Consider the following 26,612-nt stretch of genomic DNA (forward strand, 5'->3'; position numbering starts at 1 on the left):
CTATATCGGACAAATGGGATGCTAGACTGAGCCTTGACATCTTTCAAGCGCCTTGAGACGAGGGCCGAATTGATTTTTGCGGAGATGCGGCCGACATGAGCGATGGCGCCACTGGTCTGATCGAAACGGAAGCCGGCGCCGGGCCGCGAAATGGCGAACGACGCCGCGGCATCGACCGCGTCATCGTGCTGCTGGAAGCGCTTTTGCGGCACCGCGCGCCGATGCGCGTCGGCGACATCGCCAGGATGATCGGCGCACCGCGTTCGACCACCTACGAAATCGTCAACAGCCTGCTCGAAGCCGAAATGCTCGAAAACGTCGGGACGGAAGGCTGCGTCTATTTCGGTCGGGCTATGCATCTGTTCGGCTGGGCCTATTCGCATCACAACGCCCACTATCGACGCATCATAGAGACGCTGGACAGGATGGCCGCGGAGACAGGCGAGACCGTGCAGTTGTGCGGCCTGCGCGGGAACAAATACATCGTTCTCGATTGCCGTGATTCTTCCGGCCCGTTCCGGATTTCAAGCGATGTCGGGGTCGAGGTGCCGATCCCGTGGACGGCGTCCGGGCGGCTCCTGCTCGGCCATATGAGCGAGCAAGAAGTGAAGGACTTCATCCCGCCTGGCGACTACAAGCTTCCAGACGGCCGCATCATTGCGCCGGCCGAATTCTTCAGCGATGTCGCTCTGGCCCGCCAGCAAGGTTTCAGCGAGACCACCGCCCTCGCCGACCGCTTCACGTGGTGCATGGCGGCGCCCATCCGCGATGGCCACGGCGCCGTCAGCAAGACCCTTTGCTTCGTATTGCCAGTCGACACACCGGAAGCGCGGCGCAGCGAATTGCTTGCCTTGCTGTGCGAACGCGCCCGCGGATTGTCGTTGGCGGGAAGCTAGGGTCAGGAATCGGCTCAGACGCCCTCGCCAAGGGAGCGCGCAAAAAATGGCCCGGCTCGAATACGGCCCGGCCAAAAAGAAGGTTTCAACCTTCAGAGGGGAACGCCGTTCAGCGGAATGGGAGGAAACCGTCGAACGGTGTTGCCTGTTTGCGCTTGTTTGGGCGGGTTGGCGACGAACAAAATTCCAAAAGCCGGCGGGATTACGAAATTCCCGTTCTGTTTGCTCTGACCTCTTCAGCCGGGTGACGCCGTTGTCTCAACCTCGTCTCACGAAGATCGGCGTAGTGCCGGCGCGCCACGTCGGGAGGCGAGCGCAGGCGACGCTTAGATCACACGACACGGCACGACGCGCCAAAGCTGCTTTCCAGCCATCCACGCGTCTTGACAAAATAATTTGTCAAGACGAAAATGAGGTATGCTTGAGCTTTGGCGGGCGGTCGCATCGGCTCGGAGTGGCGTCGTACCGCACCTGGCCCGACCCTGTGACGCCAAACCTTGAAAGGAGTCCCCATGCCAATCAAGAAAGACGAAACCGGAAAGCGTTGGGTGGAGATGGAGTTCATCACGCCCGGCACACCCGAGCAGGTATGGCGGGCAATTGCTACGGGTCCCGGCAACACTGCCTGGTTCACAAAAACCATGATCGACGAGCATGTCGGCGGCAGGCTTCATTTCGACTTTGGTCCCAATGGCGCCTCCACCGGCCAAGTGACGATTTGGGAGCCGCCGTTCCGTTTCGGCTATGTCGAACGCGAGTGGAGCGAAGGCGCGCCGCCTGTCGCAACGGAAATCACTGTGACCAGCCGGTCGGGTGATCGTTGCGTTGTTCGCATGGTCCACTCGCTGTTTGCCTCGACCGACGACTGGGACGATCAGCTGGAAGGGTTCGAGAGCGGCTGGCCTGGCTTTTTCGAGGTGCTGCGGGTTTACCTGTCGCACTTCGCCGGTAAAAAGGCCGCCAGCTTCCTCATGGCCAGCTCTGAGGCCGACCAGCTCTCGACTTGGCGGCGGCTCACCGAGGCGCTCGGTCTGGCCGGCGCAAATGTCGGCGAGGAACGGAATGGCCCGCAGCAGCCGGAGAGACTATCCGGCATAGTCGAACGCGTGCGGCAGGACGACAAGCAGCGTTTCCTCGTGCTGCGCCTGAATGCGCCTGCTCCCGGCATCGCCCTGATCGGAACCTATGCTGCCGACGGCAACACAAATGCCAGCATGGCCCTGTATCTTTACGGCGACGACGCCGAGCAGCGCGCCGCCGACGGCGAGCCCAAGTGGCGGAACTGGTTTGGCGAAACCTTCAAGCACCCGGGCTGACGGGTGCTTCTGGAACCGCCGGCCAGAAGGTCGGCCGCCTGCGCAGGCGCTCAACCATGGCGCATTCCGATTTCAAGGTCGATCGGGATGAGGCGAACGCCCGATCGCTTCTTCGGCCGCACATTTCGGCTGTCGGAACGATACTGCTGTGAAGCGGCGCCCCGATCCGCTGACAGGACGCGTCAGTCGTGGAGTTCCCTCGAGATCGCCGGGCCGACTGAAAAATCGCTGAATGTGACTTCGAAACCTTCACGTTGCGGCGAACAGCACATCATGCCGACATCGACTGTTTTCGAGGGCGGGAAGTAGGCGAGCCGCACCGGCTTCCAGCGATGGTCGGAGGCATCGAGATACTGAACGCGGATTGTCTCGGCGTGGCGGGTCAGCCGGATCCTGACGCCGTCCGGACCGGCCGGGATGCTGACCAACGACCAGTCGGAGGCATCATTGGTGACGACGACGGAAAAATAGGCGAGCCCGTCGGTGAACTCGATGCCGGCCTTGACCCAATGCGTCTCGCTCAGCCGGACCATCAAACCGGCCTGATCATAGAGCACCTTGTAGTCGCCCTTGACGGTGACCTCGGCGCTGAAATTGCCCTCGACCTGCCGGTAGAGGAAGTGGCCATTGTCACGCCAGAAGTCATAAAAAGTCTCGCGCCAGAAATCGGTTTCCTTGCCGGTCCGCACATGCACGGTGCTGTCGCCGAAAGCATGATGCGGTGGCGGGTTGAGCCAGGTCAGTTCTGCAGACAGGGATGTCATCGACTTGTTCGCCTCGCCAGTTCATGTTGCGTCATCCGCCGCTCATGCGACGAAGCGGATTTGTCTCTTGTACCCGGCTTCAACCGTTTCATTTCGGCGCTTGGTAAAGCTCGGACGCAGCCTCTCTCAGCGCGCGCCGGCTCTCCGGCCTGAAATACATCATGTGGCCGCCTTCCAGAAGCTCGACGCGGATGGGCTTTGCGCCGGGAAGCGAAGGGACCTGGCCGACAAGGTAGCGTGACGCCAGATAGGGTGTCACCAGGTCGGTGTAGCCGTTGACGATCAAAACACCGAGGCCGGGATTTAGCGCGCGCGCCTGTTGAAGGTCATCCATCACGCCGGCATAGCCCTGACGCGTCGGGCTCGTCCCGTAATCCCAATTGCCGCTGATTTCACGATTGAGAAGCCGATAGCTCAGATCGGTGCGGAATTTCAGTTCCTCCCTGACATAGCTGACAAAGGCGGAAGTGAGCGCCGGCACGCTTCGGTCGAGCACCGGATCAGGACCGCTGGGTCTTGGACTTTCCGGGGCAACGTCTGCCGTTTCGATCGTGCCGTCATAGACGCTGAGAACATTGCCCCTTGCCCGCGCAAACTCCTTGGCGAAGAGTGCGGTGGAAACGCGTGCAAAGTTTCGTTTGACGAGTTCGAGCGGCAGGCCGGTGATTTCGGCAACGCGCGGGCTCGCCAGACGCCCGCCCTGTTCGAGTCCGCTGGCAAGCGCGACGAGATAGTCGCCAAGCGCAAAGCGTTCGACATCGGCCAACCGCTCCTGCAGTTCGGAACCGGTGACGCTTTGGCTGCGCAGGCGCACCGCCGCCAGCGACGGCAGCTCAAGCGCCCAGTGAAGCGGCTGGAACTCGTCGGGCCGCACGAGCGTGAATTCGAGCGCCGGCGAGATGAGCACGATGCCGCGAGGGCTGATGCCGATATCATCCTGGAGCGTCTTGGCAAGCAGTGCCGCCCGAAACCCGCCATAGCTTTCGCCGGCAAGAAACACCGGCGACGCTGTGCGGCCCGCTTGGGCCAGATAGAGCCGGATGAAGGCGCCCATCGCGGCGGCGTCCTGGTTGACGCCCCAGAAGCTGCGTGCTTCGGTGCCGGGTGCTTCGCGGCTGTAACCGGTTCCGACGGGATCGACAAAGACCAGATCGGTCATGTCGAGCCAGGTGTTCGAGTTGTCCAAAAGCCGCTGCGGCGGTGGGAGAAAACTTCCATCGGCCGCTGTCGCCATCACGCGTGGACCGAGTGCGCCAAGATGCAGATAGGCGGAGGCTGCTCCGGGACCACCGTTGAATACGAAAGTGATCGGGCGCCGGGGATCAGGTTCCCGGCTTGGCTCGGGACGCTGCGTGTAGGCGACATGAAAGATTTCCGCGGTGACGTCGCCCTTGCCGGATAGCAACGACAGCGTGCCGGCCCTTGCCTGATAGTTGAGTGTGCGCCCCGCGATCACGATCGAATGATCGGAGACCTGGGGCGGCGGGAGCAGCGACAGAACGCCGCCCGAAGGCGACGTCCGCTCGGCCACTTGCGCGTGGCCGGCTGAAGGGCCGCTAACCAGCAGCAGCATAGCAAGGGTGATTTCTAGCAGCTTGGTACGCATGACGACTCCGCAGCGGAACGACTGGAAGCTACCACGCTGATGGCTCAGCCGAAATCACAGGACCGTGCACGCCCTCGCTGCTGGAAGAAGACCAGGGCTTTCAACGCACGATCTTCACGCACATCGGCGTGCCGATATCGATAAACCGCCCGGTGTCGGTTAGCCGGCCCGTGGCCGCGTCGCGTGCAAGAATCGAGATGCGGTCGGCGTTCTGGTTGGCCGAGAAGAGATGGCGACCTGAGGGCGTCAGCGCCAGATTGCGCGGCGTAGCGCCCCCGCACGGCGCATGGTCGACCAGCGCAAGCGTGCCAGTCTGCTGGTCGACGGAAAACACCGCGACACTGTCATGGCCGCGGTTGGAGCCGTAGAGAAAGCGGCCGTCGGGCGAGATCTGGATGTCGGCGCAATGATTGCCGTCGCGCGCCGCGGCCGGTACGGCCGGCTTCGTGTCGATCTCGGTGAGCCTGCCTGACGCTTCGTCCAGTGCAAGCGAGACGACCGTCGAATCCAGTTCGTTCATGACGAATACGAAGCGCCCGCCCGGATGCAGCGCCACGTGACGTGGCCCGGCGCCGGGCGCAAGCGCCGACTCTGCCAGTCTGGTCAGGCCGCCGTCGGGGCCGATGCGGTACGAGACAAGCCGATCGATGCCGAGATCGGCGACCATCGCCACGCCACCGGCAATCGTCTCGGTGACGCTGTGGGCATGGGGACGTTCCTGACGAGTTGCGTCGGGACCAGTTCCGCTATGAGCGACGCTCGACAACGGCGCGGTCAAGCCGCCATCGTCGCGCAGTCCGTAGACGACGAGCGAGCGATCGGGACCGCCTTCGCCCATGCCGTAATTGGCGACCAGCAGCTTCGTTCCGTCGCGCGTGACGGTGTTGTGCGCCGTGATGCTGCCAAGCGTCGGCTGCTTGTTGATGTAGGAAAGGGTGCCGGTTTGCCTGTCGAAATGGTAGGCCGAGACCACACCTTCGCGCCAGGTGAACACTTCGGAGTTGGCATAGACATGGCAGCCGTCCGGCGTCACCGACAGGAAGGTCGGATTGTCGACGTCTGCCGTCTCGGCCAGTTTCCTCGTCTCCAGCGTCTCTTCGTCGAAACTGTAGACGCTGAGCCCGACGCCGCGCGCGCCCTGAAAATAAGGCGCCTCGCGGTTGAGACTGCCGACAAAGACCAGACAGGCATTCCGCATAAATCCTCCCGCCGGCGTTGGCCGCGCTGATTCGCGCGAAATTTCGCCTGTTCACGCTTGCACCGCAATCCCATATGTGAAAAGTCTATTCACAAAAGAAGATTGTCGAGAGGTGTGACATGCAATTCGCTGTTCCACGGTTCGTCGGCACCGGTGATCGCGAAGGAGAGCTCGTGCTTTATTGCGAGCACCTGCAGACGGTGAAGTACCGCAATCCGGCCGATTTCGCCGGCAAGACGGAGAAATAGGCAATGACCGCCATTGCCGATTTGCCGCTGACCGGGCTCGTCGTCATCGACATGAGCCAGTTCCTGTCCGGGCCCTACTGCTCGCTGCGGCTGCTCGACCTCGGCGCCCGCGTCATCAAGATCGAGCGGCCGGGTGGCGGTGACCTGTCGCGCCGGCTTTATCTCAGCGACACCGAGATCGGCGGCGACTCTACAATCTTCCACGCCATCAACCGCGCCAAGGAAAGCTTTGCCATCGACCTCAAGGACGCGGCCGATCTGGCGGCGCTGCGCGGCCTGCTGGCCAAGGCCGACGTGCTGATCCAGAATTTCCGGCCCGGCGTCATCGAGCGCCTGGGCCTTGATCACGAGGCGGTGCGCAAGATCAATCCGCGCCTAGTCTATGCCTCGATCAGCGGCTATGGCGAGGAAGGCCCCTGGGTCAAGCGGCCCGGGCAGGACCTGCTGGCGCAGGCGCGTTCCGGCGTGATGTGGCTGAACGGCGACGAGGACCAGGGACCGGTGCCGTTCGGCCTGGCGATTGCCGACATGCTGGCCGGCGCTGCCGCCGCGCAAGGCATCCTTGCCGCGCTGGTGCGGCGCGGCGTGACCGGCACCGGCAGCCATGTCGAGACCAGCCTGCTCGAAGCACTGGTTGATTTTCAGTTCGAGGTGCTGACCACGCATCTCAATGACGGACGCCGCCTACCGCGACGATCGGCCTTCCGCAGCGCCCATGCCTATCTGTCGGCGCCTTACGGCGTCTATCCGGCCAAGGACGGCTATCTGGCGATCGCGATGACGCCGATCCCGAAGCTGGCCGACCTTTTGGAACTCGAACAGCTTGCGCCCTATCGCGATCAGCCGTCGACCTGGTTCACCGCCCGCGACGAGATCAAGGCGATCATTGCGCAAAAAATCGCGACGAAAACCGTCGACCAATGGCTTGCCATCCTCGAGCCCGCCGACATCTGGTGCGCCAGGGTGCTGACCTGGCCGGAAATGATGGCCAGCGAAGGCTTTCAGGTGCTCGACATGCTGCAGACAGTGACGCGCGAGGATGACGTCTCGATCCTCACCACGCGTTCGCCGCTGAGGGTCGATGGCGTCCGCGCCAAGGTCGAGCGGGCGGCACCGCGCATCGGCGAGCACAGCGCAAAGATCCGCGAGGAGTTCGGGCTGTGAGCGACGTGACGCTCAAAGGCATGACCTGGAGTCATCCGCGCGGCTACGACCCGATGGTCGCCTGTTCGGGACTGTGGAAGCAGCAGACCGGCGTCACTATTGAATGGGACAAGCGCTCGCTGCAGGATTTCGAATCGTTTCCGGTCGAGGACCTGGCCCGTGCCTACGATTTGATCGTCATCGATCATCCGCATGTCGGCCAGATCACCGCCGAGACTTGCCTGGCGCCGCTCGACGTTCCGGGCCGCGAAGCGGAACGTGCAGCACTGGCGGCGGGCAGCGTCGGCCAGTCCTATCCGAGCTACAACTGGCAAGGCCGGCAGTGGGCGTTTCCGATCGACACCGCCAGCCAGGTGCAGGCGTGGCGGCCTGATATGCTTTCCGCCGCGCCGGCGAACTGGGCCGAGGTGCTCGATCTGGCGCGGCAAGGCCGCGTGCTGCTGCCGCTTAGGCCGCCGCATTCGCTGATGGTGTTCTACACGCTTGCCGGCAATCTCGGCCGGCCCGCCGTCGAAGAGCCTGGCGACCACGTAGACCCTGACATGGGCGGCTGCGTATTCGAGATGATACGCGAGATCGCGGCGCTCATCGATCCGGCCTGCCTCGGCATGGACCCGATCGATGTCCTGGAGGAGATGGCCATCTCCGGCACGCGGATCGCCTGCGCGCCGCTGATCTACGGCTACGTTTCCTATGCCATCGCCGGATTCCGCAGCAGCCGCCTTGCCTTCGCCGACATTCCGCCTGCCGGCGACACCGGTGTAGTCGGGTCGGCGCTCGGCGGAACCGGCGTTGCCGTGTCGGCCTTTTCGAAGGCCACGCAAGAGGCCATCGACTTTGCCTACTGGATCGCCAGCGGCGAGGTGCAGCGCGGCCCCTATGCGTCGGCCGGCGGCCAGCCCGGCCATGCCGCAGCCTGGGACGATGCCGCCGTCAACGCAGCCGCCGGCAATTTCTACAAGGACACTCGCGCCACGCTCGAGCGGGCCTGGGTCAGGCCACGCCACGATGGCTACATGACCTTTCAGCAGGCGGCCTCCGATCGCATCAATCTCGGCCTGACCGAAAAGCACGATGCCGGTCGCGTCGTTGCCGATCTCAATCGCCTGTTTGTGAAGAGTTTCCGGCACCCGGCGCTGAGCTGAGGCGGAGTTCGCTAACTTCTCTACAAATTCCACAGCCGCTTCGCATTGGTGGCGAGCAGCTTTTGCCGTTCATCGATGCTGGCTCCGCCAAGCAGCGCATGCGTCGCCGCAATCCAGGTCGCAAGCCCGCCGCCAAGCGTGCAGACCGGCCAGTCGCTGCCCCACACGACGCGGTCCCAGCCAAAGCATTGGATGGTGTGCTCGACATAGGAACGCAGCGTTTCGACCGTCCAGGATCCAGCGTCGGCATAGGCGACCACACCGGAAATTTTGCCGACGACGTTCGGGCGCCGCGCGATCTCCGCCATATGCTCGCGCCAGGGATGCGCACTGCTGCCCTTGATGTCGGGCACGCCGCAATGGTCGAGCACGAACTGCACGTCCGGCGCGAGGTCGGCAAGCGCAATCGCCTTGGGGATCTGATGCGGCAGGACGACGAGGTCGAAGGTCAGTTTGGTGCCGGCAAGCCGCTTGATGTTTTCGCGAAACAGCGCGCCTTCCGAAAGTTCGTCCGGCACGACGTGGAGCACACGGCGAAAACCCTTGACGAAAGGATCGGCACGCTGGCGTTCGAGATAGGCGGCAAAGCCCGGCTCTTCCGGACGGCAGGAGGCTATTGCCCCGCGCAGCAAGCTGTCCTTCTGGTGTGACAGCGCCTTTACGTGACTGGTCTCAGCCTCGATATCAGCCGGATCGACATCGACCTCCATGTGCAACGCGCCCTCTATGCCGGCGCGGCGAGCCTGGACTGCATATTCGTCGTAGAGGAAATCGCGGTTTAGTGCCGGCACGCCTGAGAGCCAGGGATAGCGCAGCGCCGACTGGTCGATCAGGTGCAGATGGGTATCGAAGATCATCACGGCGCGCTCCTCCTTCGGCGTTTCAAAGTCATCTCACGCAGAAATTGTTCATTCAGATAATTACTTCGCCTGCTTGGCCGATGCGCCCGCAAGTTGCGACAGCTTTTCGGTCGCTGCCAGCAACAGTTCTATCGTCCTCGTAATGTCGGGCGCCTCGGGTGCGTTGACCAGAGTTACGTAGGGGATCGACAGCGCGGCGATCGCCCTGCCGTCCGAGCCAAGCACAGGTGTCGACAGGTTGAATACACCGGCGGTCTGCATCGACGCCATCATTTCATAGCCGCGTTGCCGGATCTGCTCGAGACGGGCAAAGAATTCCGGCGATTGAGGCGGCTTGTGGGTGCTGCGTAGATGTTCGGAGATCATCATCTGCCGCTCTTCCAGCGAGCGGAACGCCAGCAGCACATGGCCGGAGCCAGTGTCGAACAGGCTGACATGCGCGCCAACGCGAATCGAGATGCCCCAATAGTTCGGCGCCTCCTGCTGAGCGATCACCACCGCAGAACCGCGGTCAAAGACGACAAGCTGGTTTGCCTGCTGCGAGGTTTCGGCAAGCTCGCGCATCAGCGGCGTCGCATAGGAAACCAGCCGCCGCACCGGCGCGTGCAGATGCGCCAGGCCAAACAGCTTGAGCGTCAGCGAATAACGGTCGCCATCCGGCCGCGTGACGTAGCCGCGCCGCACCAGCCGATCCAGCATGCGGTAGAACTCGTTGGGGCTGCGGTCGAGCTTCTTGGCGATTTCCGCCTGCGTCAGGCCGCCGTCGACGCCGGCCAGCAGCTCGAGGATGTCGAGCCCCTTGTCGAGCGCCGGCGCGCGATAACGGTCCTCGTCCTCGTCCTCCGCCATAGCACTCCTCGTGGTCAGCATCCGAAAGGACACCGGCTTGGCGATTGTGTAAATTATTTGTTTGTATGTAAATAGCGGGCAAAGATCACCGCAACGCGAAGCATCGCGGAATGCACAACGACCATAGCGAAACGGGAGCCCGACATGCAGCGGATGGCAATGGTGCTCGGCCTCAAGCCGGAAAAGGTCGCCGAATATGTGCGGCTTCACGCAGCCGTCTGGCCGGAAGTGCTGGCGACGATTTCCGCCTGCAACATCAGGAACTATTCGATCTATCTCAAGGAGCCGGAGCACCTCTTGTTCAGCACTTTCGAGTACCACGGCACCGATTATGCCGCCGACATGGCCAAGATGGCCGCCGATCCCAAGACGCAGGAATGGTGGGCGCTGTGCATGCCTTGCCAGGAGCCGCTGCCGACCCGCAAGGAGGGCGAATGGTGGGCATCGATGGACGAAGTCTTCCATCATGACTGATGGCGTTTTCGACCCAGCCTCGCTCTCCCAGTCCTGGGCGAAGCCATCGAAGCCGCGGCCGATCGTAATTTTCGGCGCCGGCTCGATCGTCGGCGACGCACATTTCCCGGCCTATCGGAAAGCCGGCTTTCCGGTCGCCGGGCTTTTTGATCCCGACCACGCCAAGGCGGAAAAACTCGCGGCCGAATGGGGCGTCACCGCTTACCGGTCGATCGAGGAGGCTGCCTCAATCGACGGCGTCATCTTCGATCTGGCGACGCCGCCGGCTCATCATGCCGGCGTGCTCAGGGCGCTGCCAGACGGCGTCGTAGCGCTGATCCAGAAGCCGATGGGCAGCGATCTCACCGAGGCCACCGAGATCCTCGAAATCTGCCGCGCCAAGAAGCTGAAGGCGGCGGTGAATTTCCAGCTTCGCTTCGCGCCGATGATGCTGGCGCTGAAGGATGCGATCGCCAGGAGCTGGCTCGGCGACGTGGTCGATTTCGACGCATGGCTGGCGCTGGCAACACCCTGGCAACTGTGGGAATTCCTGCTGAAGGCGCCGCGCGTCGAGATCGCCATGCACTCGATCCATTACCTCGATCTGATCCGGCAATTGCTCGGCGATCCCAGGGGCGTTCACGCCAGGACGCTCGGTCATCCCGGCCACAAGGTTGCGCAAACCCGCACCAGCGCGATCCTCGACTATGGCGATACCCTGCGCTGTGCGCTGTCGATCAATCATGATCATAAATTTGGCCGAAAACACCAGGCCTGCGAGTTCCGCATCTGCGGCACCGAGGGCGCCGCCTACCTCAAACTCGGCCTCAATCTCGACTATCCGCGCGGCGAGCCTGACATTCTTGAAATCTATCCGAAGGGCGGCTCAGACTGGGTCACGGTGCCGCTCGTCGGCGAATGGTTTCCGGACGCCTTCGTCGGCCGCATGGCCAATGTCCAACGCCACGCATCAGGCGAAGACGCCGAGCTTGTCAGTTCCGTCGAGGACGGCTGGAGCACAATGGCGCTGGTCGAAGCTGCCTACCAATCGAGCGCGGCGCCGGCAACACCGATCGCGGCGAGGCCCTGACATGGAGCAGACTGTCTATTTCGAGGATTACCAGATCGGCTCGTCGCGCATGACCAGCGGGCGCACCATCACCGAGACCGACTTCGTCGTGCATGCCGGCCATACCGGCGATTTCTTTCCCCACCACATGGACGCCGAGTTCATGAAGACGACGCCGTTCGGCCAGCGCATCGCCCATGGCACGCTGGTCTTCTCGGTCGGCGTCGGACTGACAGCAAGCGTCATCAACCCGGTCGCCTTCTCCTATGGCTATGACAGATTGCGCTTCATCAAGCCGGTGTTCATCGGCGATACGATCAAGACCCGCACCACCATCTCGGCCAAGGGAGACGATCCGAAGCGGCCGGAGTCAGGTCGCGTCATCGAGCGCTGCGAGGTGATCAACCAGCATGGCGATGTGGTCCTGGTGGCCGACCACATCTACATCGTCGAACGCCGCGCCAAGCCCAACAGCGCTTAAGGGCTCCCAGCGATCCGGTCCGCCGCATTGATGACCGCTCCCGGCGGACGGTTCGTCAAAGGGGAAAGCGCGCCCGCGAGGGCCGCTTCGGTTACTTGCCCGTCGGGTCGACCGGGGTTTCGGAGCCTCGCCTGGGTCGGCGGATGGCTCTCACTTTGCCGCTGTTTCCACCGCCGCAAAAGAACTGATCGCCACCATCGGACTCGAGCCCCGACACGCCTGTTCCAGGCGGCATATCAAGCTTCTCCAGGACCTTTCCGGTTTCAGGATCTATCCGCCTGACGTCGCTCTCGTCACCTTCCCAAGTGCCGTGCCAGAGTTCGCCGTCGATCCAGGTGACCCCTGTGACGATACGGTTGGAATCGATTGTGCGAAGAACTGCCCCTGTCTGGGGGTCGATCTGATGGATTTTGCGACCGCGATTCTGCCCCACCCAAAGTGAGCCTTCGGCCCAGGCGAGTCCGGAGTCGCCGCCGCCACCTGGCGCCGGAATCGTGGCGAGCACGCGGCCAGTGTTGGGATCGATCTTCTGAATGCGATCTTCGGCGATCTGGAACAGGTGCTGGCCGTCGAAGGCCGTTCCTGCGTGCGCGGCGACATCGATCGCGCGCACCACCTTGCCGCTCGCAGGATCCAGGGCGTTCAGTCTGTCTCCTGACGCAAACCAGACGTGCTGACCGTCGAACGTAACCCCAGCCACCTGGTCGATATCCGCAAAGGGTCCATATTCGCGGAGGACTTCGGCTGCAGATCGTTTCATGCTTCTCCTCCAGGCTCAGATCTGTTGAATTGTCCACGACACTAGTAACCCGACAGTGAGCCGGGGAGTAACAAGATTGTCGGGAATCCCGGCACCGGCGGGGTCATCCAACGACGCGCTCGCCCGCGGCCGAACGACTGCACCTTGCCTGCTGCCGCAAGCTGCTCGAGCGAGCGCTGCACGGTGCGCGAGCTGGCTCCGAGCGCAATTGCGAGCGCCGAGCTCGACCACGACTCGCCGTCGGCGAGGAAGGCGAGCACCGCTGCATGCGGCTCGTCGGCGGGCGGCGCCAGCACCACGACATCGTGTGGGCGGCGCGGCTTAAGCGCAAAGCCTCGCTTGGTCGCGCTCACATCCGCCAGTGACCGCAACTCCACCCGAAGCCGACCGACTTCGACCCGCAACCGGGCGCGATGCGATTCATCAGCGTGCTTGCCGCCGAAGGCGCGTGCAACGAGCGTGCTCCTCGGCACGTCTGCGGGCCAGGCTTCGCCCAGCGTGCGCGCAAGCGCGAACAAGACCGGGCGTGTCGCCAGCGAGACGATCATGCCGGCGTCCCGCACGACATTGCGGCAGGCGTCGACGACGAGCGCCCCCGACGCCAGCTGCGCTTCGACCTCCTCGAGCAGGAGCGGGCGCTCCACCCCGCGCGCGATCAGGCGCGCCGCGGGCGTGTTCATCACCAGGGATGCGCCTTCAACCTCGGCCGTCAGCGCTGGAATGTCCGCCTGGCGCGCGGCGTGCTCGGCCCGCCCGAGCGCAGCGCGCGCCGCCTTGGTGCGGAGGCGGCGTATCGCAATCCCCGCAATCACCAGCTCGTGGGCGGCCCTCGACGCGGGTGGGAGCGTTGTCGGGTCGAAGCCAGCCAGCCTGCCCTCCGCCTCATCGAGGCGTCCGATCAGGAGCAGGCGCCGCGCTTCGAGATTGCGCGCATGCGCGGCATTGACGTGGTCGCCGTGTTTTTCAAGCGTCGACCGCGCGGCGTCGAGTGCCTTCGCCGGCCAGCCGAGGTCGCGCGAGACGAGCGCGATCTCGGCTTCGGCGACGACGCACCTCGCGCGTGCCACCGCCTCTCTCGGACCGAAGGCGCGCGCAGCACTTTTGAGAAGAGCCTTTGCTCGGACGAGATCGCCGAGTTGCGCCATCGCGATGCCGCGCAGCGCAAGCGCAGGCGCATCCTCACGCAGCGCGACCCGCTTCAAAGCGCCAAGAGGGTCACCCGTCGCAAGGGCGCGCGCCGCAGCGGTGATCAGCGAGTCCATCGGAATCCCGTCACATTTGTCACTCTCACCTTTCGATGTCCGGTCCTAATCTATCTCAGCACCAACAACCAGCGCGCCGTGTCGAAAAGGGATGACGTCTCGATGACACTCCACCCCGACCAGAAGATGCCGCCCGAAGGCAGCGGATCTGCCGATTTCCCAAGCGACGAAGTCGCCGCCCGTGGGGGGGGGGGGGGGGGGGGGGGGGGGGGGGGCCCCGCCCCCCCCCCCCCCCCCCCCCCCCCCCCCCCCCCCCCCCCCCCCCCCCCGCCCCCCCAACCCCCCCCCCCCCCCCCCCCCCCCCCGGGGGGGGGCCCCGGGGGGGGGGGGGGGGGGCGGCGCCCACCTTCGCAATCATGGCGCTGCTGACGGCCGTTACCGGTGATGCCGACATGATCTGCGCGGCGCAAGATGCGTCGCCGCTGAACGAAATGGCGATGATGTACTTGCTGATGAGCGCCTTCCATTCGGCGCCTTGGCTGAAGCTGGTCGCCAGCCAACGAAGCGCTGTCCGCCGGTCGTGATCCGGCGTTCGCCGGATCAAACGGCAACTGGCGCGCGACGTAGCCCGACGTGGCGATGGCGTTCGATTTTGTGCAATGCCAGTTCTGAGCCCGGCAAAAGGGGTAATTACCTAGCTGACAAACCCAACGTGAAACAGGAATATTTATGTACCTGACGGGCCGGCAGTTTAGCACGTTCTACGCAGCGAGCGGATAAAGACAACAAGGGCGCCTAGGGCGAACCCGGGATTGGTGAAGGACCACCCTCCTGTACGCGCCAGGAACTCTGCCTCTAGTGGATCTTGCGGACCAAGTGGACCCCGTTCGATATGCTCCCTCTCCGGAGCAGCTCGCCTTGCAGCCTTAAGCTTTTCAAGGCGCGCGTCCAATCGCTTAAGCCGCGCTTGCAACTCGTTGTCGGTCAAGTGTTCCATGCATCTGTCATCGCACCAACTCTGGGTTGGAGCAACACCGCTACCCAGCTGTAGGGGAATGGCATTGGATTAGGTGGCCGCCCTTTTTAGGTCTTTCATCCGGGTGAATCCATCCCGCAGGTGGAGGGTTCAGAACATAAACTACAGAGTTCCACCGGACATGTGGACCTCGCCTGCATGACGCATCATGCGGCGAAAGCTCATCGAGATATGGGCTCGCCTGATGTGCCCGATCGACTCCCAGTCGCCGATCTCGGCGGCGGCAAGCACCTCTTCCATTTCGCGGCGGAACGCAGTGAACTCCTCGACCAGGCCCAACTGCGGCATCATCTTCAGGACGACGCGCGCGACCTGAAAATACAGGCGCTCGCTGATCTCGCGCAGCGGCTGGTTGCCGGTCATCGCGGTGAGCTCGTAGAAAAAATCCATGTTGAGGCGCAGGAAAGCGCGCTGGTCGGGATTGAGCACATCGGAATCGCAGCGCGCGATGAGTGCCCTTATCCGGTCGAGGTCGTCCGCCGTGCGCGGGATCGGCGAAAGCTTGCCGACGAGGAGCGCCAGCTCCAGGCGCAAGTGATAGACCTGCTGCAATTCCTCGATGTCGACGTCGGTGACGATCGTGCCGACGCCATGGACGGATTGAACCAGACCCTCGGATTCGAGGCGCGCCAGGACACGGCGAACCGGCGTGCGGCTGATCTGGAATTCCTGGGCAAGCTCTTCCTCGGAGAGATGGCTGCCGGGCGCATAGTCGAGCAGGCAGATGCGGTCGCGCAATATCCGGTAGATACGCTCGAACCGCTCCCGCGCCGAGAGCGGGCGCGGCGGTGCGGTGGTCGCGGCCAGGGGCGCGGCATCCGTCTCAAGCGTCATCCAGCCTCCAGGACAGCGTGCAGGAACTGCCGCGTCCGCTCGTTCTTGGGGGCGCCGAACAACTCGTTTGGCGGCCCCTGCTCGCAGATCTTGCCGGCATGGAAAAAGCAGACGCGATCGGAGAATTCCTTGGCAAATCCCATCTGGTGGGTGACCATCAGCATGGTGAGGTCATGTTCCCTGCCGAGTTTTCGGATGACTTCAAGCACCTCGCCGACGAGCTCGGGGTCGAGTGCCGAGGTCACCTCGTCGAACAGCATGATCTTGGGCCGCATGGCGCAAGCGCGGGCGATGGCGACACGCTGCTGCTGGCCGCCGGAAAGCTGCGAGGGATAGTGGTCCTTCTTCTCCGACAGGCCGACCATGTCGAGCAGCTCGGCCGCACGCGCCTCGGCATCGGCGCGCTTCATGCCGAGCACGGTTATCGGGGCCTCGATGCAGTTCTGCATCGCCGTCATGTGCGGGAACAGGTTGAACGACTGGAACACCATGCCGATCTTGGCGCGGATCTTGCGGATGTGCGCGAGATCGGCGGGAACAAGCTTGCCGTTCCTCTCCATGTGGGTGAGCGGCTCGCCTTCGACCCAGATGACGCCGTCATTGATCGTCTCCAGCGTCATCAGCATGCGCAGCACCGTGGTCTTGCCGGAGCCGGACGGCCCGATGATAGAAACCTTCTCGCCGCGTGCTATGTCCAGATTGAGCCCGTCGAGAACGGTCAGCGCGCCGTAGCGTTTCGAAACATTGTCGAAGCGGACCATCGGTTGTTCCGTCATCGCATGGTCCTCCGGTTGAGCAAGCCTTCGAGGGAGCGAATGAGCGCGGCAGAAACCAGGCTCATGGCAAGGAAGAACAGGCCGACCAGCGTCATCGGCTCAGTGTAGCGGAAGGTTTCGGAGCCGATGATCTTGGCGGTCTGCATCAGCTCCAGCACGGCGATTGCGGAAAGCAATGGCGTCTCCTTGAACAAGGCAACCAGATAGTTGCCGAGCGCCGGAACGATCGGCGGGATCGCCTGCGGAATGATGATGTCGCGGAACGTCGTCCAGGCTGACAGATTGAGGGCGACCGAGGCTTCCCACTGGCCGCGATGGATGTTGTCGAAACCGGCGCGATAGACCTCGGAACAATAGGCAGCGTAGTGGATACCGATGGCAAGCACCCCGGCGGTGAAGGCGTCGAGCACGACACCGAATTTCGGAAAGACGAAATAGAGAAAGAATATCTGGATCAGCAACGGGGTCGACCGGATCAGTTCGACCAGCACCGAAATCGTCCAGCCGGTCCACGGCACGGCGATGCGGACCACCGCCAGCACCAGGCCAAGCGAGGCGGCAAGCGCAAACCCGATCAGCGTCGCCTCGATGGAAACGACGGCAGCGCTGGCGAGCACCGGCAGGATTTCAAAAGCAAATGCCCAGTCCCAGATCATGCTACCTTCCCCCGCGCCAATCCGAGCGAAGCCCGCCTTTCGAGAAGCCGCATGCCGATGGTCACGACCAGCGACATTGCCAGGTACATCAGCAGGACGAGGGTGAAGATCGGAATGGTCTTGAACGTGTTCTGGTTCATTTGCTGCGCCTTGAAGGCGAGGTCCGAGAGCGTGATCAGCGAGACCAGCGCTGTCGATTTCAAAAGCTCGATGAACAGATTGCCCCAAGGCGGGATCATGGCGACGAAAGCCTGCGGCAGGATGATCCGGCGCAGCATCTGGGGGCGGCTCATGTTCAATGCGGTAGACGCCTCCCACTGTCCGCGGGCGACGGACTGGATCGCGCCGCGCACGACTTCCGATCCGTAAGCACCAACGTTCAGGCCGAGCGCCAGGACAGCAACCAGAAATGCGTTGAGCGTGACACCGAATTGCGGCAGCACGAAAAACAGCCAAAACAATTGCACCAGCGCCGAGGTGCCGCGGAAGATCTCGACATAGACCGTGGCCAGCCATTTGAGCGGCGCCGGGCCATACATCCTTGCCAGCGCCGCCAGCACGCCCATGACGATTGCCAGCAGGCTGCCGAGGATAGCGATCTCGATCGTCAGGACCGCGCCTTGCAGCAGCCCCGGCATAAACACTTTGTAAGATTCCTGCGTTGCCAAGGCACCGATCACGACAAGCGCGACGACCAGCATGGCAACGAGCGTACGGATTCCCATGCGGATTCCCCCAGGAAAAAGGGGCGGCGCTTTCGCGCCGCCAGCAGTTGGGAACCTATTTGCCCGCGCAAAGCTCCGCGGTGGTCTTGTTGGGCAGGTAGTCCTTGCCGAAGCCGAGCGGCTCGACCAGCGCGATGTGCTCCGGCGAACCGAGGAACGTCTTCAGCTCGGCGTTGAACGCCTCCTGCAGGTCGGTATCTTCCTTGCGGAAGCCGAAGCCGCCATGGCCTTTCACCGACTTGCCGGCAACCTCACCGAACGGCTTGGTCGATTCGACGCCGTCGGCCTTCTTGGCCATGTCGGCGATCGAAAGAGCGGTTAGCGCGGCAGCGTCGGCACGGCCCGACTGGACGGCGGCGACCAGACTGGACTGGTCGGGCAAGGCAACGATCTGCCCGGTGGCGACACCAGCGTCCTTGGCATAGCCGCCCTCGACGGCGCCGGCCATCACGGCGAGCTTGAGATCCGGGTTTTCCTTGATGCTGGAAAAGTCCTTCACGCCCTTCGGATTGCCTTTTGCCACCAGCATGGCCTGACCGATGCCGTAGGACGGCTCGGAGAAATTGATCTCGGCGCAGCGCTTCGGATTGATGAACATGCCGGCGGCGATGATATCGAAGCGGCCGGCCTTGAGACCTGGGATAAGCGAGCCGAACTCGGTCAGCACGCCGTCAACCTGCGCGATACCCATCTTGGCGAGTACCGCCTTGGCAACTTCCGGCGCTTCGCCGGTCAGCTTGCCGTCAGGCGTGGCGTAACCGAACGGCGCCTCGTTGGCAAAGCCGACGCGGATATAGCCGTCCTTCTTGGCCTGTTCGAGGGTGGTTTCCGCATAAGCGGGCAGCGCTGTGAATGATGTCGCGGCAAGCGCGAGGCAGGCGGCGGCTTTCACGACCATCCGGCGCGATATCGATGATTTGAACATGCTTTTCTCCCATTGAACAACTGACTGATATTCCCGGGCGCGGCCTTCTTCGAGGTCGACACCTGCCTCTCAAGACGTATACAACTGCCCTAGACATTGTGCAAGCTAAGATATAAAAACTACAGAAATCTGGTAATAAATCGTAATGAGACCACACATTATTGCCAGTTGTGCACAATTTAAGAAAAAACCAGCGTACTGGCAGGTGGGATTTCGGTGGCGAGCGCGAGCGGTTTCGGGACTTTCACGCAAGCGGAGTATGCGCAGCGCCTGGCCGGCGTGAAGTCACGCATGGAGAAGGCCGGCTTCGACCTCATCATCTGTCAGGACCCAGCTAATATGTGCTGGCTGACCGGCTATGACGGATGGTCGTTCTATGTTCCGCAATGCGTGCTCGTCCATCTAAGGGAAGACCGGCCGATCTGGTTCGGCAGGGCGCAGGACGCCAGGAGCGCACGCCTGACCACCGGCCTGCCGGAGAAGAACATCGTGCCGTTCTCGGAACGGCTGGTGCAGCAGCCCGTCGAACACCCCTATGACGAACTCGCCCAGCTGATCCGGCCGCGTGGCTGGGGAAACGCCCGCATCGGCGTCGAGATGGACGCGCATTATTACACCGCGCGCTGCCATGCCCATCTCGTCAGCGGGCTGCCTGACGCGCACTTCGCCAACAACCACGATCTCGTCAACTGGGCGCGGCTGGTCAAATCCGAAGCCGAGCTGGTGCTGATCCGCGAGGCCGGTGCGATCTGCACACACGCCATGAAACGCGCCATAGAAAAAATGCGGCCCGGCGTGCCGCAGAACCATGTCATTGCGGAAATCTATCACGCACAGATCACGGGCGTGCCCGGAGCGGGCGGCGACTATGCCGCGATCTGTCCGCTGATGCCCGTCGGCGAGGGCACCAGCACGCCGCATCTGACCTGGTCCGACGCGCCGCTGCCGGACAGCGGCCTCGCCATTCTGGAGATCGCCGGGGTGCGGCGGCGCTATCATGCGGCGCTGACGCGGACCGTGCATTTCGGCAAGCCGCCGCAAGTCCTCGTCCACATGGCCAAGGCGATCGTCGAGGGCGTCGACGCCGGCCTTGAGAAGGCCCGCCCCGGCTACACCGCCGAAGAGGTGGAAGCCGCCTGGCAGGCAGTGTTGAGGAAGAACGGGCTGAAGAAGGAGAGCCGCGTCGGCTATCCGGTCGGGCTCGCCTACCCGCCCGATTGGGGCGAACGCACCGCAAGTCTTCGTCCCGGCGACACCACCAAGATGCAGTCCGGGATGTGCTTCCATTTGATGGCCGGCGTTTGGCTCGACGATTTCGGCATCGCCATCTCGGAATCCTTCGTCGTCACGGATCGCGGCGGCGAACGCCTCTGCGACGTGGCGCGCGAACTCATCGTCATCGACTGACGATGACGGACGGGAAGCCGGTAACTGACGAAAGACCATGCCGGCAACGAAACCGTAACCAGCACGAGGACGCCTGATGGACCGTAATCCGTTTTCCGAAGCCGAAATCGCCGGCCGCCTTGTCAGGGTCCGCACGGCCCTGGCCGAGCGCGAGCTCGACGCAGCGGTCTTTGCTTCGCCGGAGAACGTCTTTTACCTCACCGGGCTCGATCACTGGGGATATTTTGCCCCACACCTGCTGATCGTGCCGCTCGAAGGGAAACCTGTTCTGGTCACCCGCTCAATGGAAAGAGTGACGATCGAGAAACAGGTGACGGCAGCGGAATTCCGCGGCCATTCCGACAGCGAAACGGCGGCCGACCTCGCCGCGCGGCTGCTTGCGGAACTCAGCCTGTCCGGCAAGCGGATCGGCCTCGAATACTGGACGGCTGGCCTCAGCCATGGGCTTGCCGTCGCACTCCAGACGCAGGCCGATGCCAGATGGAGCGATGTTTCCGGGCTGGTCGACAGGATGCGGCGAGTGAAGAGCGCCGAGGAACAGGCACTGATGCGTCAGGCGGCACAAGTGACCGACGCCGCCGCCGGCGCCGCGATCGCCGCGATCTCGGACGGTGTCTCCGAACAGGAGGTCGCAGCCCAGTGCGTTGCGGCGATGATCCGCGCCGGCGGTCATGCTCCGGGCTTCGGCCCGTTCATCCGCCCGGCCGCGCGCCTGGGCGAAGAGCATACGACCTGGGGCGACGGGATCTACCGCAAGGGCGAGCCGGTCTTCATCGAACTGTCCGGCTGCATCTCGCGTTATCACGCGCCGCTCGGCCGGCTCGTTCGCATCGGCCATATCAGCGACGAAGACGCCGCGATGGCGGAGGTGACCGCCAGGGCGTTCGATGCCGTCGTCGAGGCGCTGCGGCCCGGGGCCAAGGCGCGCGACGTCTACGCCGCCTGGCAGACCGTCGCCGACGAGGCCGGTCTTTCCCACTATCGCCGCCATCACTGCGGCTACCTCGTCGGCGCCGGCCAGCCGCCATCATGGACCGGCGGCAATTCGGTGACCGGCTTGAGGCACGATTCCGATCTCGAAATCGAGACCGGGATGAGCTTCCACATCCTGTCGTGGCTGATGGGCACCGGCCGCGGCGATGACTTCGTCTCCAACACCGTGCTTCTGACCGATGCGGGCGCCGAAGTGCTTACCCGCACGCCGGCCGGCCCGATCGTTCGATAGGCCGCAGGCATGGCGCGCTACTCGGCATTTTCGATTTTCCGCAACGCGCTGTCTGGCCAGAAGAACTGGCAGCGCGCCTGGCGGGCAGCGGAGCCAAAACCGTCCTACGACGTGATCGTCATCGGCGGCGGTGGACACGGCCTCGCTACCGCCTTCTACCTCGCCGAGAACCACGGCATCCGCAACGTCGCGGTGCTCGAAAAGGGCTATGTCGGCGGCGGCAATGTCGGCCGCAACACCACCGTCATCCGCTCCAACTACCTGCTCGACGGCAACACCCAGTTCTACGAATTCTCGATGAAACTCTGGGAGAACATGTCGCGGGCGCTGAATTTCAACGTCATGTTCTCGCAGCGCGGCCAGCTCGTCACCGCGCATTCCGCCGACCAGCTCGACGGCTTCAGCCACCGCGCCAACATCATGCGGCTGAACGGCATCGATGCCGATATCCTCAACCGCGACGCGGTGCGCCGTCTCGTGCCCTATCTCGATTTTTCCGATACGGCCCGCTTTCCGATACATGGCGCCATCTTCCAGGGCCGGGCGGGCACGGCGCGCCACGATGCGGTCGCCTGGGGCTATGCGCGCGCCGCCGACGGCCATGGCGTCGACATTATCCAGAACTGCGAGGTGACAGGCTTCCTCCGCGACGGCGACAGGATCGTCGGCGTCGAAACGACGAAAGGCCGGATCGGCGCCGGCAAGGTCGGCCTCGCTGTTGCCGGTCATACATCCGTGCTCGGCGCCAAGGCCGGCCTGGAACTGCCGATCGAAAGCCACGTCTTGCAGGCCTTTGTCACCGAACCGCTGAAGCCGTTGGTGGACCATGTTGTCGCCTATGGCGCCGATCATTTCTACGTCAGCCAGTCGGACAAGGGCGGGCTGGTCTTCGGCGGCAATCTCGACGGCTACAATTCCTACGCCCAGCGCGGCAATCTGGGCGTCGTGCGCGAAGTGGCGGAGGCGGCGATCGCTCTGATGCCGTGCATTTCGCGCATCCGACTGCTGCGCCATTGGGGCGGCGTCATGGACATGACGCCCGATGCCAGCCCGATCATCTGTCCGACGCCGATCGAGGGGCTCTATCTCAACGGCGGCTGGTGCTATGGCGGCTTCAAGGCGACGCCGGCTTCCGGCTGGTGCTTCGCCCACACGATCGCCACCGGCAAGCCGCACCCGTTGATCGCAGCCTACGGGCTCGATCGTTTCCGCACCGGCCACACGCTCGACGAGGCTGGCGCCGGCCCCTCAGCCTGGCTGCAATAGGAGGCGGTACAAAATGCTGCGCATCGAATGCCCCTGCTGCGGCCTGCGCGACCATGACGAGTTCCGCTACGGCGGCGACGCTTCCGTCACGCGTCCGGCGCACGACGATCCCGATCCCGGGGCCTGGTACCGTTACGTCTATATCAGGACAAATCCGGCTGGCCTGCACCGCGAGTTCTGGCAGCACGTGACCGGCTGCCGCCAATGGCTGGTGGTCGAACGCGACACGCGCAACCACGCCATCGCATCCGTCGATCTCGCCAGGCAATTGTCGGCCAGGAAATCACCCGCCAGGAAACCACCGGCATGAGTTCGAACCACAAGCGGTTGTCGATGGGCGGCCGTATCGACCGCGAGCAGCCGGTCGAGTTTACCTTCGACGGCCGGAGCCTGATCGGATATCGCGGCGATACGCTCGCCTCCGCGCTGCTCGCCAACGGCGTCACGCTGGTCGGGCGCAGCTTCAAATATCATCGTCCACGCGGCATTTTTTCCGCCGGGGCCGAGGAGCCGAATGCACTGGTCACGCTTGCAACCGCAGGCAGGCGCCAGCCGAACCTGCCGGCGACGACGCTGGAACTCCAAGACGGCCTAGTCGCGGAGAGCCAGAACCGCTGGCCTTCGCTTGCCTTTGACGTGCAAAGCGTCAACGGCCTGTTGGCGCCGTTCCTTTCGGCCGGCTTCTACTACAAGACCTTCATGGGTCCGACGCGCCGCGCCTGGATGTTCTACGAGCACTTTATCCGCAAGGCGGCCGGGCTGGGCAGAGCCGGCAGCGGCCCTGATCCCGACCGCTACAACATCAATCATGCCTTTGCCGATGTCGCAATCGTCGGCGGCGGCCCGGCTGGATTGTCGGCGGCGCGTGCTGCCGCAGCGGCCGGCGCGCGGGTCGCGCTGATCGAGCAGGATTTCCTGCTCGGTGGTCAGCTTCTGGCGGAGCCGTCCGACAGCGCAGCGGCCGCATGGTTGAGACAGGCCGAGGCCGAGCTGGAGAGCTCCGAAACCGTCACTCTGATGAAGCGGACGACCGCTTTCGGCATCTATGACGGCAATGTCATCGGACTGGTCGAGCAACGCGACCCAAGCAATCCGCAACTGGCCGGCGAAGTGCTGCAGACATTCACAATGCTTCGCGCCCGCTCGATCGTTTTTGCCACTGGCGCCATCGAGCAGCCAATGGTATTCTCCAACAACGACCGACCCGGCGTCATGCTTGCGTCGGCCGCCCGGACCTATCTCAACCGTTTCGCCATCCGGCCCGGCAAAAAAATCATCGTCGCCACCACCAATGACGGCGCCTGGCGCATCGCCTTCGACTATGCCGCAGGCGGAGCAGAGGTGACGGTTGCCGATCTGCGTGCAGCGCCGCCCGCCGCACTTGCCGCAGAAGCCGCACGGCTCGGCGTGATGGTGCGGGCCGCAACGCGCATCGTCGACCTTAACGGCGGCCATGCCGTCAGGCGGGCAACGCTCAACGGACCGGACGGCCAGTCCGAGGCCGCCTGCGACCTGGTCTGCGTATCCGGCGGCTGGTCGCCAACCGTGCATCTCACTTCGCACCTGGGCGTCAAACCTCAATATCGCAATGACATTGGCGGCTTCGTGCCGGGGGCGTTTCCGGCGGACCGGTTCGGCGCCGGCTCGATGATGGGAATTTATTCGACCGCCGATGCCGTCGAGGACGGTCATCGCGCCGGCACCGCGGCAGCATGCGGCAAGTCGGCGCCGGTGCCTGCTCCGTCGAAACTCGATCTCGGCGAGACCGCCGCGGCCCCGCTTCGCGAGGCCCTGGCCGCTGGCCGTGGAAAGGCCTTCGTCGACTTCCAGATGGACGTGACGACCGGGGATATCGAGCTCGCCCATCGCGAGGGCTATCAATCGGTCGAGCACCTGAAGCGCTACACCACGCTTGGCATGGGCACCGACCAGGGCAAGACCAGCAATTTTTCGGCGCTTGCCGCGATGGCGGCCCTGCGCAACACAACCATCCCCGAGACCGGCGCCACGACCTTTCGACCGCCCTATACGCCGGTCGCCATCGGTGCGCTTGCCGGGCGCGCCATCGGCCATCATTTCAAGCCGATCCGCCGCACGCCGATGCACGACTGGCACATGGCGAACGGCGCCGAGATGCTGGAGGTCGGGCTCTGGATGCGGCCCTATTTCTACAGGCAATCCGGGCTCGACGTGAACGAAGCGTATGTCGCCGAAATGCGGAGTGTGCGCCAGGCCGCTGGCCTGATGGACATCTCCACTCTCGGCAAGATCGACGTCCAGGGCCCGGACGCCGCGATTTTTCTCGATCGCATCTACGCCAACGGCTTTGCCAAACTGCCGGTTGGCCGTGCGCGCTACGGCGTCATGCTGCGCGACGACGGCATCGTCTTCGACGACGGCACCACGACGCGGCTGGCCGAGAACCGGTTCTTCATGACCACCTCGACCGCCAAGCCCGCCGACGTGCTGTCGCGTCTTGAATTCCTGCTCGATATGGCCTGGCCGGATTTGCGCGTAGCCGTGACCTCGGTGAGCGATGAATGGGCGGCGATGTCGGTTGCGGGACCGAAAAGCCGTGCAATTCTTGCTGCGGCATTTCCCGCTCTCGATGTTTCCGACGCGGCACTTGCGCATATGGGATTGCTCGAAAGCGAATGGCAGGGCCGTGCGCTCCGCATCCTGCGTCTCAGTTATTCCGGCGAGCGCGCCTACGAAATCTATGTCGGCGCAACTGCCGGTGAACAGCTTTGGAGCCGCCTGCTCGAAGCAGGCAGGCCGCTCGACTTGAAACCTTACGGCGTCGAGGCGCTCGGCGCGCTGCGCGTCGAAAAGGGCCATGTCGCCGGACCTGAAATCGATGGGCGCACGACGCTCGACGATCTTGGCCTCGGCCGCATGGCGGGCAAGCGTACCGGCTTCGTCGGCGACGTGCTGCGACGGCGCCCCGCCTTCCAGGCGCCCGACCGCCAGCGCCTGGTCGGACTGGAATGCATCGAAGAGGGGAAACGCCTTCGCGGTGGTGCCATCCTGTTCCTGCCGGGCGAGATGCCTTACGGCCACGGGCGCGGCCGCGTGACCTCCGTCACCTTCAGCCCTGAACGCGGCCACTATGTCGGGCTGGCCTTGCTTGCCGGCGATGTCGCCAGCGAAGGAAGCGAGGTCGTGGCCGTCTATCCGATGAAAGCCGAAACGGTCCGTGCCCGCGTCGTCTCGCCGATATTCCTCGATCCGCAGGGGGAGCGACTGCATGGCTAGCCCGGATTTCAGCCTGTCCGTGGTCGATTGCCCACTCATCCAGATCGAGGGCTGGGACGGCACGCTGGCGCAATTCGAATCGAACCTTTCGGCATCACTCGGCACGAAACTTCCTGCCTCGGTCGGAGAGACGGTCCGTCACAAAGGTTTTCTCGTCATCCGCGTCGCGCCTCGCCGCTTGTGGCTGGCTCTCGACGACGGCGCGCAAGCATCTCCGCTTGCCGTCGACCCGGATCTCGGCTGTTCGGTTTCTCTCGGCGAGGGTCGCGTGCGTTTCAGAATGGCCGGGGCGGACATCGCAGGAGTGCTCTCCAGATGCATCGCCGTCGACTGGTGCGCGCCGGCGGCCGCCCCGGGCCGCGCCGTGCTGACATCCTTGCACCATGTGCCCGTGCTGTTCCTGCGCACCGGCGATACCGCGTGCGAACTCATCGTGCCGCGAAGTTTTTCGCAAAGCCTCTCGGACTGGATTTCCGGACTGGATTGCTGACGCCGC

Annotated in this window: 26 protein-coding genes and 2 pseudogenes; 15 read left to right on the forward strand and 13 right to left on the reverse strand. The window is 63.8% G+C overall.

The genetic code is table 11. The features are described from left to right. Window positions 1-95 precede the first annotated feature (95 nt). Both AC0L15_RS11680 and AC0L15_RS11685 read left to right on the forward strand, forming a co-directional pair. The gene (locus AC0L15_RS11680) at window positions 96-896 is read left to right on the forward strand and encodes an IclR family transcriptional regulator (RefSeq protein ID WP_287245454.1); all 801 of its coding nucleotides are present in this window, start codon (window positions 96-98) and stop codon (window positions 894-896) included. Window positions 897-1,450: 554 nt separating this feature from the next. Then, window positions 1,451-2,212 carry an SRPBCC family protein gene (locus tag AC0L15_RS11685; protein ID WP_287245681.1) on the forward strand — a complete coding sequence of 254 codons (762 nt, stop codon included), beginning with the start codon at window positions 1,451-1,453 and terminating at the stop codon, window positions 2,210-2,212. 182 nt (window positions 2,213-2,394) lie between these two features. Here the strand turns inward: AC0L15_RS11685 and AC0L15_RS11690 are convergent, their stop codons facing one another. The 3 genes from AC0L15_RS11690 to AC0L15_RS11700 all read right to left on the reverse strand — a co-directional run bounded on the left by AC0L15_RS11690 (window position 2,395) and on the right by AC0L15_RS11700 (window position 5,780). Further along, a complete protein-coding gene (locus tag AC0L15_RS11690) occupies window positions 2,395-2,976 on the reverse strand; it encodes a DUF1349 domain-containing protein (RefSeq protein WP_287245458.1) in 582 nt (193 codons plus the stop codon). Window positions 2,977-3,064: 88 nt separating this feature from the next. Beyond that, on the reverse strand, window positions 3,065-4,582 hold the full coding sequence (locus AC0L15_RS11695) for a S10 family peptidase (RefSeq protein WP_473496368.1): 1,518 nt from the start codon (window positions 4,580-4,582) through the stop codon (window positions 3,065-3,067). A 100-nt stretch (window positions 4,583-4,682) separates the two neighbouring features. Beyond that, entirely contained in the window at window positions 4,683-5,780 is a 1,098-nt protein-coding gene (locus AC0L15_RS11700) for a lactonase family protein (RefSeq protein ID WP_287245461.1), read from the reverse strand. A 161-nt stretch (window positions 5,781-5,941) separates the two neighbouring features. On the opposite strand from AC0L15_RS11700, the pseudogene AC0L15_RS11705 reads away from it, so the two are divergent. The 3 genes and pseudogenes from AC0L15_RS11705 to AC0L15_RS11715 all read left to right on the forward strand — a co-directional run. Beyond that, a pseudogene (locus tag AC0L15_RS11705) lies at window positions 5,942-6,028 on the forward strand (amine oxidase); the annotation flags it as partial. A 3-nt stretch (window positions 6,029-6,031) separates the two neighbouring features. Next, window positions 6,032-7,192 (forward strand): CaiB/BaiF CoA transferase family protein, encoded by a 1,161-nt coding sequence (locus tag AC0L15_RS11710; protein ID WP_287245464.1) that lies wholly within the window; start codon window positions 6,032-6,034, stop codon window positions 7,190-7,192. 20 nt (window positions 7,193-7,212) lie between these two features. Beyond that, window positions 7,213-8,337: an extracellular solute-binding protein gene (locus AC0L15_RS11715; protein WP_473496381.1), complete on the forward strand. Its 1,125-nt coding sequence runs from the start codon at window positions 7,213-7,215 to the stop codon at window positions 8,335-8,337. Window positions 8,338-8,357: 20 nt separating this feature from the next. Here the strand turns inward: AC0L15_RS11715 and AC0L15_RS11720 are convergent, their stop codons facing one another. Next, the gene (locus AC0L15_RS11720) at window positions 8,358-9,194 is read right to left on the reverse strand and encodes an amidohydrolase family protein (RefSeq protein WP_287245684.1); all 837 of its coding nucleotides are present in this window, start codon (window positions 9,192-9,194) and stop codon (window positions 8,358-8,360) included. 63 nt (window positions 9,195-9,257) lie between these two features. Beyond that, entirely contained in the window at window positions 9,258-10,046 is a 789-nt protein-coding gene (locus tag AC0L15_RS11725) for an IclR family transcriptional regulator (RefSeq protein WP_287245467.1), read from the reverse strand. Between the two features lie 144 nt (window positions 10,047-10,190). Between AC0L15_RS11725 and AC0L15_RS11730 the strand changes: the two genes are divergently transcribed. Genes AC0L15_RS11730 through AC0L15_RS11740 form a run of 3 tightly spaced genes read left to right on the forward strand, consistent with a single transcriptional unit; the run spans window position 10,191 to window position 12,049 of the window. Further along, window positions 10,191-10,520, forward strand: a complete 330-nt coding sequence (locus tag AC0L15_RS11730) for an L-rhamnose mutarotase (protein ID WP_287245470.1) — start codon at window positions 10,191-10,193, stop codon at window positions 10,518-10,520. Next, window positions 10,513-11,589: a Gfo/Idh/MocA family protein gene (locus AC0L15_RS11735; RefSeq protein ID WP_287245473.1), complete on the forward strand. Its 1,077-nt coding sequence runs from the start codon at window positions 10,513-10,515 to the stop codon at window positions 11,587-11,589. Before AC0L15_RS11730 ends, AC0L15_RS11735 begins: the two co-directional genes overlap by 8 nt. A gap of 1 nt (window position 11,590) precedes the next feature. After that, a complete protein-coding gene (locus AC0L15_RS11740; protein ID WP_287245476.1) occupies window positions 11,591-12,049 on the forward strand; it encodes a MaoC/PaaZ C-terminal domain-containing protein in 459 nt (152 codons plus the stop codon). A 91-nt stretch (window positions 12,050-12,140) separates the two neighbouring features. On the opposite strand, the gene AC0L15_RS11745 is transcribed toward AC0L15_RS11740, so the two are convergent. Genes AC0L15_RS11745 through AC0L15_RS11755 form a run of 3 tightly spaced genes read right to left on the reverse strand, consistent with a single transcriptional unit; the run spans window position 12,141 to window position 14,481 of the window. After that, a complete protein-coding gene (locus AC0L15_RS11745; protein ID WP_287245479.1) occupies window positions 12,141-12,809 on the reverse strand; it encodes a Vgb family protein in 669 nt (222 codons plus the stop codon). A gap of 41 nt (window positions 12,810-12,850) precedes the next feature. Next, window positions 12,851-14,071, reverse strand: a complete 1,221-nt coding sequence (locus AC0L15_RS11750; RefSeq protein WP_287245481.1) for a helix-turn-helix domain-containing protein — start codon at window positions 14,069-14,071, stop codon at window positions 12,851-12,853. A gap of 50 nt (window positions 14,072-14,121) precedes the next feature. Continuing rightward, a complete protein-coding gene (locus AC0L15_RS11755) occupies window positions 14,122-14,481 on the reverse strand; it encodes a hypothetical protein (RefSeq protein WP_473496369.1) in 360 nt (119 codons plus the stop codon). Here AC0L15_RS11755 and AC0L15_RS11760 point away from each other — a divergent pair. Continuing rightward, window positions 14,407-14,595 (forward strand): annotated as a pseudogene (locus AC0L15_RS11760) (hypothetical protein); the annotation flags it as partial. The gene AC0L15_RS11755 and the pseudogene AC0L15_RS11760 overlap by 75 nt on opposite strands. Window positions 14,596-15,149: 554 nt before the next feature. On the opposite strand, the gene AC0L15_RS11765 reads toward AC0L15_RS11760, so the two are convergent. Genes AC0L15_RS11765 through ehuB form a run of 5 tightly spaced genes read right to left on the reverse strand, consistent with a single transcriptional unit; the run spans window position 15,150 to window position 18,963 of the window. After that, window positions 15,150-15,881 (reverse strand): GntR family transcriptional regulator, encoded by a 732-nt coding sequence (locus tag AC0L15_RS11765; protein ID WP_287245484.1) that lies wholly within the window; start codon window positions 15,879-15,881, stop codon window positions 15,150-15,152. After that, window positions 15,878-16,657 (reverse strand): ectoine/hydroxyectoine ABC transporter ATP-binding protein EhuA, encoded by a 780-nt coding sequence (ehuA, locus tag AC0L15_RS11770; protein ID WP_027152502.1) that lies wholly within the window; start codon window positions 16,655-16,657, stop codon window positions 15,878-15,880. Before ehuA ends, AC0L15_RS11765 begins: the two co-directional genes overlap by 4 nt. Continuing rightward, on the reverse strand, window positions 16,654-17,313 hold the full coding sequence (gene ehuD / locus AC0L15_RS11775) for an ectoine/hydroxyectoine ABC transporter permease subunit EhuD (RefSeq protein WP_287245487.1): 660 nt from the start codon (window positions 17,311-17,313) through the stop codon (window positions 16,654-16,656). The genes ehuA and ehuD overlap by 4 nt, the downstream gene beginning before the upstream one ends. Continuing rightward, the gene (gene ehuC / locus AC0L15_RS11780) at window positions 17,310-18,038 is read right to left on the reverse strand and encodes an ectoine/hydroxyectoine ABC transporter permease subunit EhuC (protein WP_287245490.1); all 729 of its coding nucleotides are present in this window, start codon (window positions 18,036-18,038) and stop codon (window positions 17,310-17,312) included. Before ehuC ends, ehuD begins: the two co-directional genes overlap by 4 nt. Before the next feature lie 55 nt (window positions 18,039-18,093). Next, window positions 18,094-18,963: an ectoine/hydroxyectoine ABC transporter substrate-binding protein EhuB gene (gene ehuB, locus AC0L15_RS11785; RefSeq protein ID WP_287245493.1), complete on the reverse strand. Its 870-nt coding sequence runs from the start codon at window positions 18,961-18,963 to the stop codon at window positions 18,094-18,096. Window positions 18,964-19,179: 216 nt separating this feature from the next. Here ehuB and AC0L15_RS11790 point away from each other — a divergent pair, with 216 nt between their 5' ends. The 6 genes from AC0L15_RS11790 to AC0L15_RS11815 all read left to right on the forward strand — a co-directional run bounded on the left by AC0L15_RS11790 (window position 19,180) and on the right by AC0L15_RS11815 (window position 26,606). Then, on the forward strand, window positions 19,180-20,370 hold the full coding sequence (locus tag AC0L15_RS11790) for a M24 family metallopeptidase (protein ID WP_287245496.1): 1,191 nt from the start codon (window positions 19,180-19,182) through the stop codon (window positions 20,368-20,370). A 76-nt stretch (window positions 20,371-20,446) separates the two neighbouring features. Beyond that, on the forward strand, window positions 20,447-21,595 hold the full coding sequence (locus AC0L15_RS11795; protein WP_287245499.1) for a M24 family metallopeptidase: 1,149 nt from the start codon (window positions 20,447-20,449) through the stop codon (window positions 21,593-21,595). Window positions 21,596-21,604: 9 nt separating this feature from the next. Continuing rightward, window positions 21,605-22,861 (forward strand): sarcosine oxidase subunit beta family protein, encoded by a 1,257-nt coding sequence (locus AC0L15_RS11800; protein ID WP_287245501.1) that lies wholly within the window; start codon window positions 21,605-21,607, stop codon window positions 22,859-22,861. A gap of 13 nt (window positions 22,862-22,874) precedes the next feature. Further along, window positions 22,875-23,171, forward strand: coding sequence for a sarcosine oxidase subunit delta (locus AC0L15_RS11805; protein WP_287245503.1), 297 nt, complete (start codon window positions 22,875-22,877; stop codon window positions 23,169-23,171). Further along, window positions 23,168-26,116 (forward strand): sarcosine oxidase subunit alpha family protein, encoded by a 2,949-nt coding sequence (locus AC0L15_RS11810; protein ID WP_287245506.1) that lies wholly within the window; start codon window positions 23,168-23,170, stop codon window positions 26,114-26,116. The genes AC0L15_RS11805 and AC0L15_RS11810 overlap by 4 nt, the downstream gene beginning before the upstream one ends. Beyond that, window positions 26,109-26,606, forward strand: coding sequence for an aminomethyltransferase family protein (locus tag AC0L15_RS11815; protein ID WP_287245508.1), 498 nt, complete (start codon window positions 26,109-26,111; stop codon window positions 26,604-26,606). The genes AC0L15_RS11810 and AC0L15_RS11815 overlap by 8 nt, the downstream gene beginning before the upstream one ends. Window positions 26,607-26,612 lie beyond the last annotated feature (6 nt).

This window comes from Mesorhizobium sp. WSM4846 (genome assembly GCF_055811415.1).